Source organism: Providencia sp. wls1914 (assembly GCF_009706645.1).
GTDB classification, from domain to species: domain Bacteria; phylum Pseudomonadota; class Gammaproteobacteria; order Enterobacterales; family Enterobacteriaceae; genus Providencia; species Providencia zhijiangensis.
In genome coordinates this window covers 715771-732674 of the sequence record NZ_WLUN01000016.1, presented here as the reverse complement: position 1 = coordinate 732674, position 16904 = coordinate 715771, and the positions used below count along the sequence as shown (strand labels likewise).

Annotated in this window: 26 protein-coding genes, 2 tRNA genes and 4 pseudogenes; 20 read left to right on the top strand and 12 right to left on the bottom strand. The window is 41.5% G+C overall.

From position 1 onward, the window contains the following. Positions 1 to 8: 8 nt before the first annotated feature. From GKR74_RS14215 to GKR74_RS14185, 8 genes are all read right to left on the bottom strand, one after another. The gene (locus GKR74_RS14215) at positions 9 to 701 is read right to left on the bottom strand and encodes a hypothetical protein (protein WP_154604073.1); all 693 of its coding nucleotides are present in this window, start codon (positions 699 to 701) and stop codon (positions 9 to 11) included. Positions 702 to 724: 23 nt separating this feature from the next. Beyond that, positions 725 to 874 carry a hypothetical protein gene (locus GKR74_RS14210; protein ID WP_154604072.1) on the bottom strand — a complete coding sequence of 50 codons (150 nt, stop codon included), beginning with the start codon at positions 872 to 874 and terminating at the stop codon, positions 725 to 727. 9 nt (positions 875 to 883) lie between these two features. Next, a complete protein-coding gene (locus tag GKR74_RS17910) occupies positions 884 to 1060 on the bottom strand; it encodes a hypothetical protein (protein ID WP_175442554.1) in 177 nt (58 codons plus the stop codon). Positions 1061 to 1265: 205 nt separating this feature from the next. After that, positions 1266 to 2207, bottom strand: coding sequence for a cell envelope biogenesis protein TolA (locus GKR74_RS14205; protein WP_154604071.1), 942 nt, complete (start codon positions 2205 to 2207; stop codon positions 1266 to 1268). 64 nt (positions 2208 to 2271) lie between these two features. Beyond that, positions 2272 to 2532: a hypothetical protein gene (locus tag GKR74_RS14200; RefSeq protein WP_154604070.1), complete on the bottom strand. Its 261-nt coding sequence runs from the start codon at positions 2530 to 2532 to the stop codon at positions 2272 to 2274. Between the two features lies 1 nt (position 2533). Then, a complete protein-coding gene (locus GKR74_RS14195; protein ID WP_336431334.1) occupies positions 2534 to 2821 on the bottom strand; it encodes a hypothetical protein in 288 nt (95 codons plus the stop codon). Positions 2822 to 2895: 74 nt separating this feature from the next. Beyond that, positions 2896 to 3141 (bottom strand): hypothetical protein, encoded by a 246-nt coding sequence (locus GKR74_RS14190; protein ID WP_154604069.1) that lies wholly within the window; start codon positions 3139 to 3141, stop codon positions 2896 to 2898. Positions 3142 to 3154: 13 nt separating this feature from the next. Then, positions 3155 to 3364, bottom strand: a complete 210-nt coding sequence (locus GKR74_RS14185) for a hypothetical protein (protein WP_154604068.1) — start codon at positions 3362 to 3364, stop codon at positions 3155 to 3157. Between the two features lie 64 nt (positions 3365 to 3428). Between GKR74_RS14185 and GKR74_RS18045 the strand changes: the two genes are divergently transcribed. Beyond that, positions 3429 to 3560, top strand: coding sequence for a hypothetical protein (locus tag GKR74_RS18045; protein ID WP_255453819.1), 132 nt, complete (start codon positions 3429 to 3431; stop codon positions 3558 to 3560). A gap of 117 nt (positions 3561 to 3677) precedes the next feature. Here GKR74_RS18045 and GKR74_RS14180 read toward each other — a convergent pair whose 3' ends face one another. The 4 genes and pseudogenes from GKR74_RS14180 to GKR74_RS14165 form a co-directional block, all read right to left on the bottom strand. Then, the gene (locus GKR74_RS14180; RefSeq protein WP_154604067.1) at positions 3678 to 3965 is read right to left on the bottom strand and encodes a hypothetical protein; all 288 of its coding nucleotides are present in this window, start codon (positions 3963 to 3965) and stop codon (positions 3678 to 3680) included. 48 nt (positions 3966 to 4013) lie between these two features. After that, positions 4014 to 4721: pseudogene (locus tag GKR74_RS18320) on the bottom strand (Rha family transcriptional regulator). Positions 4722 to 5229: 508 nt separating this feature from the next. After that, positions 5230 to 6381: a type I restriction endonuclease gene (locus GKR74_RS14170; RefSeq protein ID WP_154604066.1), complete on the bottom strand. Its 1152-nt coding sequence runs from the start codon at positions 6379 to 6381 to the stop codon at positions 5230 to 5232. After that, positions 6336 to 7079 (bottom strand): annotated as a pseudogene (locus tag GKR74_RS14165) (XRE family transcriptional regulator). The gene GKR74_RS14170 and the pseudogene GKR74_RS14165 overlap by 46 nt, the downstream one beginning before the upstream one ends. 104 nt (positions 7080 to 7183) lie before the next feature. On the opposite strand from GKR74_RS14165, the gene GKR74_RS14160 reads away from it, so the two are divergent. The 19 genes and pseudogenes from GKR74_RS14160 to GKR74_RS14065 all read left to right on the top strand — a co-directional run bounded on the left by GKR74_RS14160 (position 7184) and on the right by GKR74_RS14065 (position 16902). Further along, on the top strand, positions 7184 to 7378 hold the full coding sequence (locus GKR74_RS14160) for a helix-turn-helix domain-containing protein (RefSeq protein WP_154604064.1): 195 nt from the start codon (positions 7184 to 7186) through the stop codon (positions 7376 to 7378). Between the two features lie 110 nt (positions 7379 to 7488). Further along, the gene (locus GKR74_RS14155; RefSeq protein ID WP_154604063.1) at positions 7489 to 7833 is read left to right on the top strand and encodes a hypothetical protein; all 345 of its coding nucleotides are present in this window, start codon (positions 7489 to 7491) and stop codon (positions 7831 to 7833) included. A gap of 85 nt (positions 7834 to 7918) precedes the next feature. Further along, positions 7919 to 8824 (top strand): annotated as a pseudogene (locus tag GKR74_RS14150) (replication protein). Next, on the top strand, positions 8797 to 10191 hold the full coding sequence (locus GKR74_RS14145; RefSeq protein ID WP_154604061.1) for a replicative DNA helicase: 1395 nt from the start codon (positions 8797 to 8799) through the stop codon (positions 10189 to 10191). Before GKR74_RS14150 ends, GKR74_RS14145 begins: the two are co-directional and overlap by 28 nt. 15 nt (positions 10192 to 10206) lie before the next feature. Next, entirely contained in the window at positions 10207 to 10848 is a 642-nt protein-coding gene (locus GKR74_RS14140) for a hypothetical protein (protein WP_442959345.1), read from the top strand. Further along, on the top strand, positions 10848 to 11069 hold the full coding sequence (locus GKR74_RS14135) for a hypothetical protein (RefSeq protein ID WP_154604059.1): 222 nt from the start codon (positions 10848 to 10850) through the stop codon (positions 11067 to 11069). Before GKR74_RS14140 ends, GKR74_RS14135 begins: the two co-directional genes overlap by 1 nt. 65 nt (positions 11070 to 11134) lie before the next feature. Then, on the top strand, positions 11135 to 11338 hold the full coding sequence (locus GKR74_RS14130) for a hypothetical protein (RefSeq protein WP_154604058.1): 204 nt from the start codon (positions 11135 to 11137) through the stop codon (positions 11336 to 11338). A gap of 228 nt (positions 11339 to 11566) precedes the next feature. Continuing rightward, positions 11567 to 11788 (top strand): hypothetical protein, encoded by a 222-nt coding sequence (locus tag GKR74_RS18225; RefSeq protein WP_154604057.1) that lies wholly within the window; start codon positions 11567 to 11569, stop codon positions 11786 to 11788. After that, positions 11788 to 12012, top strand: a complete 225-nt coding sequence (locus tag GKR74_RS14120; protein ID WP_195848774.1) for a DUF551 domain-containing protein — start codon at positions 11788 to 11790, stop codon at positions 12010 to 12012. Before GKR74_RS18225 ends, GKR74_RS14120 begins: the two co-directional genes overlap by 1 nt. 167 nt (positions 12013 to 12179) lie before the next feature. Further along, the gene (locus GKR74_RS14115) at positions 12180 to 12623 is read left to right on the top strand and encodes a recombination protein NinB (protein ID WP_154604055.1); all 444 of its coding nucleotides are present in this window, start codon (positions 12180 to 12182) and stop codon (positions 12621 to 12623) included. 20 nt (positions 12624 to 12643) lie between these two features. Next, on the top strand, positions 12644 to 12826 hold the full coding sequence (locus GKR74_RS18220) for a hypothetical protein (RefSeq protein ID WP_154604054.1): 183 nt from the start codon (positions 12644 to 12646) through the stop codon (positions 12824 to 12826). Between the two features lie 289 nt (positions 12827 to 13115). Next, positions 13116 to 13733: a recombination protein NinG gene (locus GKR74_RS14105; RefSeq protein ID WP_154604053.1), complete on the top strand. Its 618-nt coding sequence runs from the start codon at positions 13116 to 13118 to the stop codon at positions 13731 to 13733. A 211-nt stretch (positions 13734 to 13944) separates the two neighbouring features. After that, a complete protein-coding gene (locus GKR74_RS14100) occupies positions 13945 to 14583 on the top strand; it encodes a hypothetical protein (protein WP_154604052.1) in 639 nt (212 codons plus the stop codon). 200 nt (positions 14584 to 14783) lie between these two features. Then, positions 14784 to 14858: transfer RNA gene (locus tag GKR74_RS14095), tRNA-Asn, on the top strand. Positions 14859 to 14893: 35 nt separating this feature from the next. Continuing rightward, positions 14894 to 14969, top strand: a tRNA-Ile gene (locus GKR74_RS14090). A 100-nt stretch (positions 14970 to 15069) separates the two neighbouring features. Beyond that, a complete protein-coding gene (locus GKR74_RS14085) occupies positions 15070 to 15390 on the top strand; it encodes a phage holin, lambda family (RefSeq protein ID WP_154604051.1) in 321 nt (106 codons plus the stop codon). Next, positions 15383 to 15784 (top strand): annotated as a pseudogene (locus tag GKR74_RS14080) (M15 family metallopeptidase). The gene GKR74_RS14085 and the pseudogene GKR74_RS14080 overlap by 8 nt, the downstream one beginning before the upstream one ends. A 210-nt stretch (positions 15785 to 15994) precedes the next feature. Next, positions 15995 to 16297: an Rz1-like lysis system protein LysC gene (gene lysC / locus GKR74_RS14070; protein ID WP_230089164.1), complete on the top strand. Its 303-nt coding sequence runs from the start codon at positions 15995 to 15997 to the stop codon at positions 16295 to 16297. Between the two features lie 362 nt (positions 16298 to 16659). Next, the gene (locus tag GKR74_RS14065; protein WP_154604048.1) at positions 16660 to 16902 is read left to right on the top strand and encodes a DUF2560 family protein; all 243 of its coding nucleotides are present in this window, start codon (positions 16660 to 16662) and stop codon (positions 16900 to 16902) included. The last annotated feature ends 2 nt before the right edge of the window (positions 16903 to 16904 follow it).

The window sequence follows — 16904 nt, the reverse complement described above, 5'->3', positions numbered from 1 at the left end:
CCGCCAAACTAGGCGGTCAATTGAAATGTCATGCGTTTATGAATATCTCGAACCCGATCAACATCACCCTTACAGTACTCGGCGACTACTGAAATCTTGCCATCCTTGACAAAATCCCAAACCTTACTACCGTCGATATCCTCGCCAGTTTCAGAACCCTTGGCATTCAAGCCAAGTACGGAGCAGAGTTTATCTAGTGACACACGCCCATTATGTCCAGCCCACACAGTCATTGTGTCAAACAGTGATTTATCCCAAGGTCTAGCGCCGAATGGAATTACTTTTGGAGGCTTAACACCAATAACTACAGCACGTTGGAATAAGAATTTAAGGTCAAACTCTGAGATGTTATGCCCAATAAATACAGGAGGCATGTTTTTCGACGGGTCATAATTAGCATCAATCAACTCAAATAAATCAGTGATGATTTTCTTTTCGTTAGCTAAGTAATCCTCCGCGTAGAAAGTTTTAGTTTCTCCATCATTAATTGCTACACCAATCACGCAGACATGACCTAAGCCACCATCAAAGCTTGTTTTTTTCCAATTTTCTTCACCGACAATTTCGCGGTTAGCAGCCAACCATTCATCAATGGATTCTTGTTTTTTATAATTACCCGGAGCTGTGACTTCATCTAAAAACTTTTGCTTAACAGCAGGGTCTTGGGATGGGATTGTTTCGATATCAATGTAAATATTCATAATGCTTTTCTCTTTAAGTTAGTTTAAAAGTCACCTTTAAAGTGGGCGTCTGGTATTTTTTCTGGCGTCAATCCTAGGCTTTCCAGCCAGTAGTAATGCTCCACTTCCTCGCGCTCCCTGCGTCGTCTTTCGGCATCCTGCCTTTGCTTGAGGTCATAATCTGAAATTCTCATGCTGGGTCCTTACGTGAATGCGTACGCTCCACGAGCATCAACCTGACGTAAAATGCGGTTTGTCTTTTCGCATTGCTGTTTAAATTTCCAATCAGCAAACAATAATTCGACTTGTTGCTCAGTCATTTCAGACTCGCGAAGTAGGGTGAATATCTGTTGCTTTGCGTGTTTCTGCTTTGCGTTCATGTTGTACTCCGTATGCTGTTTTTAATGTTTCGTTTGCTTCGCTCCATCCGTTCTCATCCTTGAGATAACGTGCAATTCCAGCTTGTGATTGAGCTAAACAAAGTTTGTATTTATCAATATTCATGCTTACCTCTGGATGTGCGAAACCTGCGCTAATCTTTCGATAGCGATTGTTATTTAGGTTCTGGTGTTGGTACGGTGGGTGTTAGTAATTCATTGTCATGTGGGGGATTTGGTTACTAGCAACTAGCTTAATAAATTCAGTTGCTAATTTTTCATCAAATCCGTTACTGATTAAGGCTTTCAATGCTTCTTGGTTAAATACTCGGCGATGTTCTTTATCTTCTTGACGCTTCGCATCTTCTTGACGCTTACGTTCTTCTTCTGCTAATCGCGCTTGTTCTGCTTCTTGTGCTTTCTTACGCTCAGCTTCGATAGCTAATTGCTTCTCACGTTCAGCTCGTTCCTGAGCTTCTTTAGCATCACGTTCTGCCTTTTCCTTGGCTTCTTTCGCTGCTTGCTCGGCACGTTGAATAGCCTCCTGCTTTTCCCGCTCTGCGCATTCAGCGGCTTCTTTTGCTTCCCGCTCTCGCTGTGCTGCTGCTTCGATTTCTTGCTGTGCTTTTTGTTCGGCTGCTAATCTTGCCTGTTCCGCAGCTTGTCGCTTCATTTCTTCTTCACGAGCGATGCGCTGGCGTTCTTCTTCGGCTTTGCGTAAATCAAATAATTCATTCATCTGCAAAGCTTCTTCGTGGTCAATCTCGATTTGCTTTTTAAGCACCTCAGCTTCTTCTCGAGCCTTTTCTTGTTCTTCCCACTCTGTTAGTGGCTTGCGAATCCCATCACTCAGTGAGTCAAGTTCATCGCGGAACAATTTACGTGCTGCATCTACTTTCTTTGGTAACTCTTTCAGGTCATCAACAACCAACTTGCCAGCCTTATCAATCGCTGTTTTTGTTTGAGTAACTTTGTATGCCAGTGACGCGAATGCCTTACGGTTTTTAGCTACAGACAAATCACCGTCGAGTTCTTTTTGCTCTTCTTCAGCCAGCGTTTTAATGTGAGCTAGCATCTGATTTACTTTTTCTGGCGCCGTGAATAAATCCAGCGCCGTTGCTTGTTCAATTACGACTAATTCATTTGCCATTTCCTATGTTCCTTATGTGCGTATTCCTCACTATTAATAGCGATATGAATGATTAAGTGGTGGGTTACTGCTGACCGAGGGCTTTTGCGATTGCTAAATCTGCTTTATCGTGATGTGCAACTAGCTTGCGAATCTCAATCAAAGCCTCTAATAACTCTGGTGCTGCTGCGATTAGATGGGCGTTGGCTCTAGCCTGCTCAGCGCCTGTATGTCTTTGCAGCGTATGTGCAATTACTTTGTCACCCTTTTTTACTAAGCAACTAGGTAAATCAATCCTTGTTTTTGTAACCACTTCCCACGGCATAGGAGTTCCTTTAAATTCCATATCACCCCCTAGCCTTTAACATTGCATCTGCCATGCGGTAGTAGAAATTAGCTCTATTTACTAGATGCTCAATGGATGTGTTATTTTCGTAATACCCCATATCTGACGCATCCTGTGTAGCAATGTCACCTTGCATGCATTTAGCTGCAAAATAATCACGCAATGTCATACCAGCATGAGTCCCATGCAATTCCGTTGCTGGAATTGGAAAAGCCGCTCCACCTGTTTTATCTGTCATACTCCCTCCGTTATTAACTAATTCAACTGTTTCCATTTTGGAAATAGCCACTCTATCTCCTATCTATTAATCAACTCACCACGGCCCACCTTGATGGACTGTAATTAGTTAACTGTGCCTGCTTTTTACGTTAACGATTTTAATCTTGCTATCAATGTGTTGTAACTTGCTGCAAACCTTTCGCAAGATTCTTTAAGGTCATAATGATTAATTGCGTCAAGAATTGCGCCAGCTTCGGCATGAGTTAACTGTCTGTCTCTGAAGTTATATGCGGCCGCTGAAATTACCCTCCCGCCTAAAGCATCCATTCCTATATCTGGTTGAGGTTCTTTGCCGCTTTTGTATTCAACAACATATGTTATTTTTCCCATCTACAAACCACCCCTAATTAATTGTTAATAATTGTTTTATTCTTGTTGGTGAGTGTTTTTGTGCTTCAAGAACGGCATCACAGAACTCTATTTGGTGATAATAGAATTTAAGCATTAACTCACCCATCATTGATTCATTTGTAGATACCTCTTTTGCATCAATATCTCTCTCAGTAAGAAAGAGAATGAATTCTTTTAGATGTTGTTCTATGTTCAGGCTCATATTCATCACCTTGCCGTAACACTTCCATCACTCATAATCGGATTGCGTAGCCGTGGTTGCTTGCGTGTGTCAGGTGCTGATTTTAGTTCCAGTACCAAGTTTGCTATCGGGCAGTCCGTACCGTTATATGCCGTGTGTGGCTTATTTCTCCGCTCAGCAATCCATGCCTTACGTCGTCTTTCCTGTCGTTTCTTAGAGTTCATATTTCCTCCGTAATGATTGCCTGAACTGTCTTAACCTCATCAGGCGGCTGAGGTTCATCGCATTTACCACAACGCAATAAATTGTGTATAATTCAATCACCACAACGTAATTAAAGGATTGAATTATGAGTAAAGTTAGCTTTAAATGCCCCGGCTGCGGACAAAATCTGGCTATAGAAACCAGCGTCAAGGTCGAGAAAATAGATGATTTGGTTGGTCGCTCCTGCCGAAACTGCTCCAGAACCATTACAAAAGATGACATTATCAGTCAGGCTAGGAAATTGGTTCAGGAATCTTTCCGTAAAGCCATGAGGAAGTAAGCTAGCAACCTCATGTAATTTTTCATCTAACTTGCTGGTATCAAAAACTATCGAAACCAGCATTTTATCTTTGTTCATAAATCCTCCTGTTTACTCACCATAGCCCACTCATTGAATGGGCTATAATTATCACCCCGCAATTCGCACTGACTTGTCGTGGGTGTATAATCCGTTCCAGTTCTTTTTCATCGGTAATTCCCCTGCTATATACATGCTGTAAATTTTAGCTGCTCCCTTTTTAAGCAAAATAGGTTGATATTTCACTTTCTCTTCTTTGCCTAATTGGGTTATTTTTACCGGCTTTTCTGTCAGGTAATTATCTCTGGCGTATGCAGCTACCCTCCAGTCATACTCAGTTAAGGATTTCCCACTGTTAAACAGCCATTTCTTTTCATTGGCAAGGTGAGAGTTTATCTTCTGACAATTAACGCCGTTTAGTGATTTGGCAAACTGGAAGGGCGTCATGCCGTCAACAAACAGATTTTTCAGGCTGTCATTTTCGATTTGCAGTGCCTGCGATTTTTTCTTTTCCAGCAGGAAGTGTTCGAGCACAGCTATCTGGTCATTCGGGTTAAATCCGAGAGCTTTTTCCTGCTCTAATTCCTGCCAGCGGTCAACCAGTGCGGCAGTGAACATTGGCGATAACTGAGCGACAATTACATAACTGTCTCGTTTATAGATATGGTATTCGTTGTAGGTCTGCCCGTTCTGTTCGTGGGTGTACGGCGTTGGCGTATACCACTTAATAGCACCTGATTCCATCAGTCGTTCAATGCTTCTCATCACATCTGAGTGTCGGGACTGAACGAGAACTGCAATTTCTCTGCTGCTCATTGTTGCTTCATTGCTTGCGTTAATCGGTAGCATGATCATCTCCTTGTCGGTATTCAGCCTTGCCCACTCTTAGAATGGGCAAGAATAAATATCTGCGCTTGCATACCTAGCACCTGCCAGTGCTGCCTATTCCTATCTGTAATCACTCTCGTGCAGTAGTAACATTCTCACTAACCAGATCGTGCCTAGTGATACGTCGCATTTTTGCGTAAGGGTCTAAACAGGGTAGGTATGCTGTTCCGACTTTCCAAATTGTTAAAGAACATTAGGCTGTATTTCATGTTGCTTGCCTTTGATGTTTGTAATATACAAGATATCTTGTATTGCTGTAAACAGGTAAATTTGTATTTTCTTGTATTTTTGGCGAATTTATTTGTATGATTTTGATTTTATTGTTTATTTATTTGTTTTTTGTTGGGTGAATTTTTGACGACTATCACATTTAGCGATGATTAGACAATAAAAAACCCTCAAATTAAGAGGGTTTAGTAGCTATTGATTGGCGGTACTATGCTTTTTTTCTGAAATTATCATCATTCTTTACATGTTCAAATGAGTCTAAAATAATTCCTGATATTCTTAATACATCAACAGGGTCATTTATTATGATCCTGTTATTGGTGATTTCTAGTCCAGCTCTAGATACTTCATTTGAAATGATGTCAGTAATTTCAATTGGGACTGTTATATAAGGATTTGACTTATCAAAGTATCGAACGATCCATCTATTAGTTTTTCCTTGATACAGTATGCCAAAATAAGACTCAGTGTCTTTATACTGAATGTCATCACATCCCGTAATTAACTTTATCTTCTCAAATAAAGTCAGTTCATTTTTTGTTGTGATGATATTTGGATTGTCAGGGTCTACTATATTTTGGTGTTCTTTTACCTCATTTCCAACAATCGCAGTTTCATCATTTTCTAATGAATCATCAATGACTGGACTCTTTCCTGACAGTCCTGATACAACCATTGCGCTAACAGAACGCTCAACCGCTTGTTTAACCAGTGGGGTAATTGAATCTATAAATCTTTGGTTTAATTGTCTTTCTACATTGGATCTGCTTGCCACATACCTAACGAATTCACTATCTACCTCTCTTAAACTTGCGCTTATTGTTTTTGTAAATGCTGAGAGATAAACGCTTTCTTCAGCTAAAGTTCTGAGAGCCTCAGGTTTAAACTTGTCATGTCTAAACCGGAATAGTTGAGACGCATCTGAATCACTAATTTCATCCATTTTAATTCTTAAAAATGGCGTAGGATCCATGACGTTTTTTTGCTTTAAATCAGTAAAGAATCGCCACTCAAGCCCATTAGTAATTGCTGATATTGTAACTTCAGGAGTTGAGTTGAAATAACGTGACAACTGAGGGCAGTGGTTGTCTAGCTTCTCAAAATAGCCCTTGGCTTCTATGAACATAACAGGAACATCTTGACAAAATAAAGCATAGTCGACACGTTCGTTGGCTTTAACTCCAGGGAAGTCAGCGCCATACTCAGCTTTGACTTTCTGTGGGTCATACGGGCTGAATCCTAATATATCTAGGAATGGAAGTATAAGAGCTTGCTTTGTGGTCTCTTCAGTTGAGCAATGTAATCCTACTTGTTTTACATGTTCAACATGATTTTTAAGTCTCGATTTGAAATTTTCCATCAAATACCTCAGTAGTCTAAGACAGAATACCAGAACATTTTTCCTATGATTTCAACGTCTGACTCATCAGAGTCTTCGTCTTCATACTCATCACGGTTATAACTTCTGATAATCAATTTTCCGTTTGGTCTGCGATAAAGAATCTTGAGTCTTTTCAGCCCCTCTTGATCAATTGCATAAACTTTTCCATCAACAATTTTCTTATTAGATGTATCGATAGCAACTGCAGCACCGTCAGGGATCACCGGCTCCATGCTGTCACCAGACGCTGGGAAACATGCAATAGTTGACCCATCAGAAGGCGCACCTATTTTCCTGAGAGTGGACTTTGAAAATCTCAATTTAAAACCATTGTAATCAACATCAACACATCGCCCGTCACCACATGCGAACTCTATGTCCTTATAAAATGGGACTTCAACCTCATCATCACCAATAGGAGTTTTACTATCCCAAGAATCAATAGTTCCCCATTTTGATTTGTCCGGAATATTTGAATTTTCTTCTTTTCCAGATACTAACCAATCAACAGAGCAATTTAGGGCTGCAGCCAACTCAGGAAGAAAACGTGGTCTTTTTGTTTTACCTCCCTCTAACTGCTCGATTGATTGCTGAGTAGTCCCAGCTTTTTCAGCTAGTTCAGACTGAGTTAATCCAATTTGGATTCTTTTGCTTTTTACTCGTGATGAAATTGACATAAAAACCTCGCAATTACTTAGCCTCAATCATTACAAGAAAACCTGTAATTGACAAACAAAGTAATTTGTTTTTAAATACAAGAAAGTTTGTCAAGGAGGCACAAATGGAAACCTTATCAGAAAGGGTTAAGACAAGACGAATTGAGTTAAATCTCACTCAGTCAAAGCTTGCTGTGATGGTTGGCTTGAAACAACAGTCCATACAGCAAATTGAGTCTGGACTCATTAAAAGACCAAAGTTCATTGTTGAGATAGCTAACGCATTGAAATGCGACCCTTTATGGCTAATCAACGGATAAAATCAAGATAAATACCGCTCTTTAATAATCAATCCGCACATGCATCGTGTGCAAACTTAACTCACAGGATCGTGAGCAACGGACTAACTACGTCAAAAGGAATTTAACAAATGGACACAACAAAAAATATCAAAATCACATGTAAGCCAGAAACACTCGAAACCTATTTCTTTCAAATGATGTTTAAAGATGGAAATGACGGGTTCGCTAAAGCAATGGGTATTCACCCGAGTTCAGCTAGTAGAGAGAAGAGTCGCATATTCAGCTTAGCTTGTAAGGCTATAGCTCGTTATGGCTTACCTACTGAAGCTGTATCAATGCCTGAGAAGTCTAGAAGCGTAGTGATTGAAGGTGACTATGTAGAACAGATTATCAAAGTGCTCGAGTACAACGGGAAGCTAAAAAGAAAAACCTCAAAGGCGGCAACCGATGAGGCTCAGATGGAGCTTATTTAAACAACAACTAATGAGGTAATTATGGCAAAAAAACGCCGTTTTATCAACCAAAACCAAGAAGAAAGAGTACATCCTGATAGCCCTGATGGGCTATTGGTCGCAGCTGCAAAAAATAGGGATTTCGGCAAACGATTTGTCGAAGAGTTTAGAAAGCAACAAGGAGGTCAGCATGTCAGCGGAAATAAAATATCTTGATGATTTTAGACCTGAGCTAAAGGTCGTGGAGAGCAAAGTGGCTGACCTTGATAACGGCTACACCAGAATAGCCAATGAGCTGCTTGAGGCTGTCATGCTTGCCAATTTAACCCAACATCAATTGTTAGTTTTCTTTGCTATTGCCAGAAAGACTTACGGCTATAACAAAAAATCTGATTGGGTTGGTAATGAGCAACTTTCAAAGTTAACTGGAATGTTGCCGCACAAGTGTTCAGCAGCTAAGAGTGAGTTAGTTTCCAGAGGGATTTTATTGGCGGAAAAACGGCATGTTTCAATTAATAAAAACATCCATGAATGGAAAGAAAAACAAGTTTACCCGAAAAAGGTAAATTTACCCGAATCAGGTAAAAGCGATTACCCGAATCAGGTAAACACAAAAGACAATACTACAAAAGAAAAGAAAGAAAATAATACACCCCTAACCCCTCAAGAGGGGGATTGTGAAAAGTTAATTTCAACTAATCGAAAAAATAACATTCCCTACATCGAAATTATGAATGCGTTCAACGAAGCAGCAGGCGATAGATTGCCAAATGCTGAATCACTGAATGACAAACGAAAACGAGCTATCTCAAAATTCCTGAAAGAACTCAAAGAGCCTACTGTCGAAGCGGCTAAAAACTATTTTGAATATTTCATGAATTCAGCCAAGGAGTTTTATTTTGGCGAAAACGATTCTGGTTGGAGAGCGAATTTCGATTACCTGTTAAGACCAGCGACAGTATTAAAAACTAGGGAAGGTTCATTATGAGTTACCAAGTACCACACAGCATAGAGACCGAACAGAGCGTTATCGGATCCCTACTGATTGACCCAAACAGCGACAATGCTCAGCGTGTATTCTCCGTGTTGAAACCAGATGATTTCTACGGCACCCACCACAAGATTATCTTTGAGCAAATGCGGTCAATGGCTAGCAAGCATCAACCGATTGATATCTTAACCGTGTCTGACAGCTTGAAAGCAACTGGCAGCGAAGGAACTACAGGCGGGTTGGGTTATCTGGCTGAAATTGCAAAGAACACACCAAGCGCTGCAAACGTGATCCACTACTCGAAGAAAATCAAAGAGTATGCGAGTGAGCGTTACGCCATTGAGAAAATCAACGAAGCCACGCGATTACTGATTGAGCCAAGCACTCTAAGCTTTGGTGAAAAAATGGAGTTCGTTCAAAAGCTAGTAACTGACGCAAGCGAAAACGGCGTTACTGGTCGAAAATCTGGCTTGAAGAACATGGCTGAGCTATTGCCTGAGTGGTTCGAGGGCGTAGAAAACATGTTTAATAATCCCGATCAGTTTATAGGACTCAAAACAGGCATTAAGCCACTTGATGACATGCTGGCACCTAAATTTGTTGTACGTGGATCCCTATTCGTTATCGGTGCGCGTCCAAAGATGGGCAAGACAACCGTTCTAACTGAAATGGCGAAGAACGTTTCTGATGATGGTCTGCCAGTGGCTTTGTTCAGCATGGAAATGTCCAATCAGCAATTGGTTGAAAGAATGGTAAGCCAGAAGTCAGGCTTAAACTCTGACATGTTCTACGGCGGCACAGAGGATGATTTCGAATGGGCACTACTTGGCAAGGCTATCAGTGACCTGAGCGAAAAGCCTAACATTTGGGTCGATGATACAGCAGGAATGACACTGGAACACATTCAGTCAGAATGCCGGAAGCTGAAACGCAAGGTTGGCAAAATCGGGTTTATAGGCGTGGATTATTTAACACTGATGAAAGCTGGCAAAGCAGACCGCAACGATATCGCCTACGGTGAAATCACCAAAGGTCTCAAGCAACTGGCTAAAGAGCTTGATACCACAGTGGTATTGCTCACACAGTTAAACCGTAAGCTGGAAGATAGAGCCAACAAACGACCTATGCCAAGCGATAGCCGTGATACTGGTCAAATCGAGCAGGATTGCGATTACTGGATGGCAATACACAAAGAGTCAGTTTACAACGACAAAGCCGACAAGACGCTTACAGAGCTAATTGTGAGACTTAACCGCCATGGTAAAGCTGGAACCGCATTTGTAGACCAGAAAGGACTTTGTTTATTCGACACCGACCAAACTCACGCAATGGCTCGCGCTGATATGGCAACCGCCAACCGTAACACCCCAAATCATAAGGACTTCTAGATGAAATCATTTTACATGATATGCACCCGCGATACGGTGGGGAGCAACGCATCATTTCATTGCAAGGACGGAAAAGGTTATGCCACTGATATCGACAAAGCTCACATATACACGCTAGAGGAAGCGCAGAAGGCGTGGGAGCACGGAAGAAGTATTGACCAGCCTGTATGCACTGAAAGTGTTCTATCACTTGCTGAATATCACGTTGATTACCAGTACATACCAAACGAAACCGTAATTGAAAGTAAATGCAATTACTACGTTGGATATGTGAAAGGTGATTGGGACGGTAATGATGTTTACTGGCTGAATGACCGCGGATTTCCATCAACAAACTTTTCAATAGCTAAGCGATTTACTACTCCTGATTTAACGATGGATAACATTGTCTGGCTACCGTTCGATATTGCTAATGCACAGAAAAGACGAACATTCCAATTAGCTAACTTCAATGCTCGTTCAATGGTGCAAAGCAAAGGCTTACGCGTTCCTGAATGGCTAAAGAAACAACGTAGACGCAAAGGAAGTAGCGGAAAAACACGGTGGAACTGTCCATGCTGCGGGAAAATCAGCTGGCAACACAACCCGTATGATTATGACGGCTGCTTAGATAGATATTGCAGTGAATACAGACCTATTTACGATTGGGATGAATAATGAAAACCAAGCAAACTAAGATGAAGCTAACCCGCTATGAGCTTGAAGATGATTACCAGCTAAAGCGGTTTAAAGTTTCTCATGACAATGGACATACAACCGTAGAGCAATATTTAACGGTCAGAGTCGATGAGTTCGGGAGAATTGATATTGATACCAGCACCGACGGATTCCCAACTTTCGAAAATGAGCTAGACGCAATGCTGAAATACGCAGACTGACTAGAACGCATGGGAATAGCAATACGCAGAGAAGCTAAGCGGGCAATTAAGCGAGGTGTTGAGTGATGAAAGTAATTATCTGGCTTATTACTTGGCGATGGGTATTTAAGCAATCTGTGATGGAGTCAGGAATGACAACACAAGGCGCAATCAGCATGAAAACATCAATGGTACGAAATAATCTATTTGGTTGCAGAAATAACCCATTCATTCGCCGTGATATGCAACGAATGATTGATGCGGCAGCAAGAAAAAATCGGGGTGAGTGATGAAAGGAACAACGTTAACAGAGCTAATTAAATCATACACGGAGCAAGGTCTTTCGACGGCATGGCGGTTTATGAGGAATGACCCAAGTTATTACGAGAGTTTCAATAGTGGGTTATTGGAAATAACTAGATATCGAAGAAAGCACTACCCAAGAGGTAAGGCGTTTTTGAAATTGTCTCAAATTGAATACAACGCTAAGCACGGGATAAGTCAACGGGAGGCATCTAATGCAGGGAACTAATTGGGTTAAACATAGCAGTAATCAACCAGAGAATGGCGAGTTTATTTTGTTCGTAAGTGAAGGCGTCATGTATGTAGGTGAGTATGAAGCGGGTGACTTAGACGAGAGTCCGGTTGTTTATATAAGTGATGCAGATGGAAACACTTCAGTATTTTACGACGATTTCGAATTCTGGATGCCACTCTCACCAATGCCAGAGGGTGAATGATGAACTGGATTAAACGAAGTGATGAAACGCCACAGAAAGACGGCAAATATTTTACATTCGGCTCCCATGGTCGGACTACTGCATGGTGGAAAGGTGATATCGAAAAGTTTCAAAATGCTGAATCTGGCGAAAATGAAGGAATGCAAGACATGGATGGCGAGGTTTACATGGTCACGCATTGGATGAATTTGCCAGAAAAGCCAGAGCCACCACAGGAGAGCTAACAGTGAGTGATAAGCCATGAGCATTTCAGCAATCACAACGCTTAGATGTTTTTTCACTGGTCATAAATTTGAGAAGCAAGAAAACTGTTGGAATGACGGCTCATTTTTCTTTTGCCCTCAATGCGGCATGACCTTATGGAGACACAACATTAAGTACAGGAGGGATAATGCAGAAGCAAACATTCCTACTCAGGAATACACAGATACTAAAAAACCTTAAAGCCGTACTAGATAATTTACCCCTCAACGAAGAATTCCCTCTAGAAGTAAAAATCTCAGAATCCAGCCGAACACTACCGCAAAACGATATGTTTCATGCGCTATGTGGTGATGTATCAAAGCAAATGACACTCAACAATGAGCCACTGAAGTTATGGCAGTGGAAGAATGTATTTGTGTCTGGTCACTGGATGGTCACGACAGGGGCGAAAGAGTCACCACTAATCCGAGGTATTGAAGGCGAGCTATTAAACATACGCGAGAGTACGTCTCAGATGGGAAAGAAGCGCATGAGTAGCTTAATTGAATACTCGACAGCTTGGGCGGTAGAAAGTGGCGTGAAGCTGCGTACAACTCGTTATGAATATAACTACTACGGTCACAGAGAATAACTCAAGGAGCAGCAAGAGAGATGAATAAACACAAAATTTCACTGATGGGGTTTGCTCTATCAATGGTTTCAATGGCAGCACAAACGGCATCATGGGCTATTAACCATAGTCGAAGTTGGTACAGCTACCCAATATCAACTAATCGCATCACAGGTCACGCAAAGATAAACCGAGCAGCCAAGAAGCGGAGGGCGAGAAAGTGACTAGATGGAGGAAACTAAAACTCAACTGGAAAAGTTATCTAATAGCTTATTCCGTAACTACTCTATGGATTTTGTTTGTAATCCCGTTCTATGGGGTGATTATTTTACTGGCACAAATCTTTTCATGGATAGGTGATTTTTTCTGGAGCCTAGATTCTAGGTATAGGTCAGTGCTTAAAATAGTCGATAAATGGCTGATAAAAACAACCAAATTAAGGGGTTGTGATGATTAGAACCCGACACGTAATTCTATTCTTTTCTATTGTTACTTTAGCGATGGGGTTTATGTATGGCTAAGGCTAAAAAGCCGAAGCTGAAAACCTGTAAAGAATGCGATAAAAAATTCACCCCCTACCTATCCACTCAAAAAGTCTGTTCTACATCCTGCGCAATAAAATTCGCTTCAAAAGAAATTAAACGGACCGAAGAAAAGGACCGTAAAAAACGCTTATCTGAGGAAAGGAAAATGTTGAGGGTCCGCAAGGAAAAGCTAAAGACAAAATCAGACTGGAACAAAGAGGCCCAAGCTGCAGTAAACAAATACATATTCTGGCGTGATTATGGCCAGCCATGTATTGCTTGTGGTAGGCCCTTAAATTACGGGGTAAGAGGTGGGTCCGTAGATGCAAGTCATTACAGGTCAAGAGGTACGGCAAGTCATTTAAGGTTTAATCTTTTCAACATTCACGCTGGCTGCGTTCACTGCAATAGGGACCTGTCAGGCAATCTAATTCCATATCGCATAAATCTCATCAATAAAATCGGCGAAGAGCGAGTAACACGCTTAGAGCACGATAACTCGGTCCGTAAATTTGATATCGAATATCTAAAGCGAATGAAAGCAATATTCAATCGTAGGGCTCGTTGGTATGAGAAAAGACGGAAAAGACTCATGGAGGCAGCTTAATGTTCACTGACATAGAGGCAGCAATTGAAGAGTGCAGGTTTCGCGCTGAAACTGAGGCATGTAAAAACATGACTAAGAGATACTTGTCAGTTATCCAATTAAAAAATGGATTTATGAAGATTGCAGAAACTGGACAAGCAAGGCGCCTAGGTAGTCGGATCATGTATTCAGTTGGATGCGACAGACATCACACAGTATTGCCGGAGGTAAGATGAGAGGGCGTAATTCTGATATTTATCTTCAACTGGCAAAGTCGCCAAGGAAGTCATATTTAGGCAAGGCTAGACGATTAACCCCGCCACAAGAAAGATGGACAAGGGCGATCATATCTATATGGGCTGACGAAATGAAAGGCGGTGATTATCTTGGATATGGAGGCGGCGGTGATGGCATCTGGCGTTTCATTACTGGTTGGTCTGGTGAAAACATCGAACGCTTCACCAAGGTATTCGACCAGTTAAGCAAAGAAGGCTACACAGGACAGGAACTTGAAGAAAAAGCCAGAGCAGTATTATTTCCTAAACAATCTCTCAGCGACATGTTTCAGCGCGCCAACGATGTAGATGAAGCTGATTTTGTAGAGAAAGCAATATTGAAGGCGTTCGACAAGTCCAATCCTATTTATGTTGTCGCCACTGATTACTATCTTGGCAGAAATACTCTGCAAACTCTCGCAAATTATATGCAGGAACAAATAGCACCTTGGCTGACTATCAAACAATGTATTGACCGTGTACGTTGGTGCATTAGTTTATTTAATGCGAAGTTGTATATGGTGATGCAAGATGAAATAGCGAGAGAGCGCTCACAGCATGGAGTCGAAATGAAAAATATTTCAGAAATTACTTGAAATTAAGTTATGAGTCTGTATATTTAGTGTATGCTCGGTCGTGAAAAGCAAAGAGCAGGTAACAAGGTAAAAGAGGCGGCTCTTGTTATCGATCCCGCCTAGTTGGTCACTTCGTCTATTTGGACTGGAACTCCAACCGCATCGGCTGAGAGGTCGAAGAAAATAGAGCCTCTACTTCGGTAGGGGCTTTTCGCATTTAAGGGTTAGTCGTATAAAGGTTATTACGGAAGGCTGTTAACCTTCTTATCGTGGTTCGATTCCACGCTATCCCGCCAATTTCAATAAGTCGCCTAGTGCGGCTTTTTTATTTGCACCAGTAGCTCAACGGCAGAGCAGGCAACTCATAATTGCTTGGTTATGGGTTCGAATCCCATCTCGGTGCACCAAATACGCCGCCACAGAATTCTAATCACACACACTTAATTGACGCATAGAGATTGTGCGCGGCTATCTATTAACTAAATTCCTCCAACGTAGGGGGTGAGTATGAAATGTATGAATAACACTCCTGAATGGCTTGACCATCTACTCAATTGGCTTTCTTCAGTAAAAGAGCAAGCGGCTGCTGCTGGTCTGGCTGGAACTGTTGCAATACTGCGTGGCATGTATAACGGCGGCGGCGGCTGGAAAAAGACCCTGCTAGATGGTGCGCTGTGTGCATTCTTTGGATGGTTTGCTAAAGACTTGCTGGCAGCTATGGGAATGAATCCTGAGTTTGCTTACTTCACTAGCGTGTTGATTGGCTACTGGGGCGTAGAAACGCTGAGTAAAATGATTAAGGGTAAGGCAGGAGTGAATAATGAATAATTTCAAATTCAGCCAGAGAAGCGAAAGCAATCTCAAGGGTGTTAACCCTGATTTATTGAAAGTTATTCGCCGTACACTGGAAATAACACCTGTCGATTTCATTGTCATTGAAGGTCTGCGAACTCAAGAGCGACAAAAGCAGCTGGTTGCAGAAAAGAAATCACAAACAATGCACAGTCGTCACTTAACAGGTCATGCAGTAGATATTATCCCTGTGAATACTAAATGGCAGATTGATGAGTTTAAACCGCTATTGAAAGCAGTTAAGCAAGCTGCTGATGAGCTAGGCGTTAAATTGCGCTTCGGTATCAATTGGAAGAATGACCCATCACTACCAATTGAAACTAAGTTCATTGATGCGCCCCATGTTGAGATTCCAGCGTGAAATGGATAATTAGCCCAATCACTGGCTGGCTTGTTGCATTTCTATTTTTCTCCCTCTGGATTCTATCTGCATTGGCTCATGAGAAAGAACTGAGCGATCAGAAAGACCAAAAGATTATAGAGAGTAACCGCATTGTTTTTAATGTGTATAGGACGCTTTCTATATTTGACCGAATTTCACAAGCCAACATCAAATCCAAGCAATTAGAGGACTCAGAACATGTCAAAGTTAAGACTGTTATCAAAACAGTGCTCAAAGACAATGAGTGCGCTAATACTGCTGTGCCCGATAATGTTGTTAGTAAGTTGCGGGAATACAAAAGAGGCATTGATTCCCGTTCAGTCTCCACCGATACCAGCTCACTTAACCGCTGACTGCCCTCAGCCTGATATTCCTGAGAATGTTGATTGGGGTGATATGCCACAACTGTTAGTTGATGCCATGAACTCAATAGCAAAGTGCAACTTGGACAAGAAAGCAATACGGGAAATTGAACAACAACGGCAGGTGAGCAATGGATAAATGCATTTTCATCAAACGTCTTTATCTGAGCATTGGAATAGATAAAGAGCTTTGGTATACGACTAGGAAGAATGATTCTAGGTTGTATGCATTATTTCACCTTGCGTACTGTCCTGATTTTAGCCCGACAGTTGGATTAAGGTTATCAGTTCTCAACCTAACAATTCCCTTTGTGATATTCCGCATTGGCTGGATCACTAAACGAAAACAACGAGCCTCGCAATAGCGGGGCTTTTTAATGGCTTCTTCGCAATTAAGTGAGGTGGTCTATATCTTGCTGACGGGTAAGCCGTAAGTGACCAAAGTAACGTAGTGATACGTGATGATGGTTGCGAATAACTTACATAGATAAGGAAAATGAAATGAGTGAAGTATTAACGTCTGACGTAATTCGAACTGAATTGTTCGCATTAACAGGCTATGACACTACAGCAGCAAAGAAAGCGATTGACTTCGTTAATGACGAGCCGCGTAAGTATGATTTATTCAAACGCTTATGGGCTAAGAATGGAGGTCAAACAGTGGTCGTTCAAGCTGATATCACTATCACTAAAGTGACTGAGGCAGAGGCATTACTATTTGCAGCGCCAAAAGCAACTAAGTAATT

Coding starts and splice junctions, on each gene's coding strand:
- GKR74_RS14215 (WP_154604073.1), bottom strand. CDS start 701: ATGAATATTTACATTGATATCGAAACAATCCCATCCCAAGACCCTGCT.
- GKR74_RS14210 (WP_154604072.1), bottom strand. CDS start 874: ATGAGAATTTCAGATTATGACCTCAAGCAAAGGCAGGATGCCGAAAGA.
- GKR74_RS17910 (WP_175442554.1), bottom strand. CDS start 1,060: ATGAACGCAAAGCAGAAACACGCAAAGCAACAGATATTCACCCTACTT.
- GKR74_RS14205 (WP_154604071.1), bottom strand. CDS start 2,207: ATGGCAAATGAATTAGTCGTAATTGAACAAGCAACGGCGCTGGATTTA.
- GKR74_RS14200 (WP_154604070.1), bottom strand. CDS start 2,532: ATGGAATTTAAAGGAACTCCTATGCCGTGGGAAGTGGTTACAAAAACA.
- GKR74_RS14190 (WP_154604069.1), bottom strand. CDS start 3,141: ATGGGAAAAATAACATATGTTGTTGAATACAAAAGCGGCAAAGAACCT.
- GKR74_RS14185 (WP_154604068.1), bottom strand. CDS start 3,364: ATGAGCCTGAACATAGAACAACATCTAAAAGAATTCATTCTCTTTCTT.
- GKR74_RS14180 (WP_154604067.1), bottom strand. CDS start 3,965: ATGAACAAAGATAAAATGCTGGTTTCGATAGTTTTTGATACCAGCAAG.
- GKR74_RS14170 (WP_154604066.1), bottom strand. CDS start 6,381: ATGGAAAATTTCAAATCGAGACTTAAAAATCATGTTGAACATGTAAAA.
- GKR74_RS14160 (WP_154604064.1), top strand. CDS start 7,184: ATGGAAACCTTATCAGAAAGGGTTAAGACAAGACGAATTGAGTTAAAT.
- GKR74_RS14155 (WP_154604063.1), top strand. CDS start 7,489: ATGGACACAACAAAAAATATCAAAATCACATGTAAGCCAGAAACACTC.
- GKR74_RS14145 (WP_154604061.1), top strand. CDS start 8,797: ATGAGTTACCAAGTACCACACAGCATAGAGACCGAACAGAGCGTTATC.
- GKR74_RS14140 (WP_442959345.1), top strand. CDS start 10,207: ATGATATGCACCCGCGATACGGTGGGGAGCAACGCATCATTTCATTGC.
- GKR74_RS14135 (WP_154604059.1), top strand. CDS start 10,848: ATGAAAACCAAGCAAACTAAGATGAAGCTAACCCGCTATGAGCTTGAA.
- GKR74_RS14130 (WP_154604058.1), top strand. CDS start 11,135: ATGAAAGTAATTATCTGGCTTATTACTTGGCGATGGGTATTTAAGCAA.
- GKR74_RS18225 (WP_154604057.1), top strand. CDS start 11,567: ATGCAGGGAACTAATTGGGTTAAACATAGCAGTAATCAACCAGAGAAT.
- GKR74_RS14120 (WP_195848774.1), top strand. CDS start 11,788: ATGAACTGGATTAAACGAAGTGATGAAACGCCACAGAAAGACGGCAAA.
- GKR74_RS14115 (WP_154604055.1), top strand. CDS start 12,180: ATGCAGAAGCAAACATTCCTACTCAGGAATACACAGATACTAAAAAAC.
- GKR74_RS18220 (WP_154604054.1), top strand. CDS start 12,644: ATGAATAAACACAAAATTTCACTGATGGGGTTTGCTCTATCAATGGTT.
- GKR74_RS14105 (WP_154604053.1), top strand. CDS start 13,116: ATGGCTAAGGCTAAAAAGCCGAAGCTGAAAACCTGTAAAGAATGCGAT.
- GKR74_RS14100 (WP_154604052.1), top strand. CDS start 13,945: ATGAGAGGGCGTAATTCTGATATTTATCTTCAACTGGCAAAGTCGCCA.
- GKR74_RS14085 (WP_154604051.1), top strand. CDS start 15,070: ATGAAATGTATGAATAACACTCCTGAATGGCTTGACCATCTACTCAAT.
- lysC (WP_230089164.1), top strand. CDS start 15,995: ATGTCAAAGTTAAGACTGTTATCAAAACAGTGCTCAAAGACAATGAGT.
- GKR74_RS14065 (WP_154604048.1), top strand. CDS start 16,660: ATGAGTGAAGTATTAACGTCTGACGTAATTCGAACTGAATTGTTCGCA.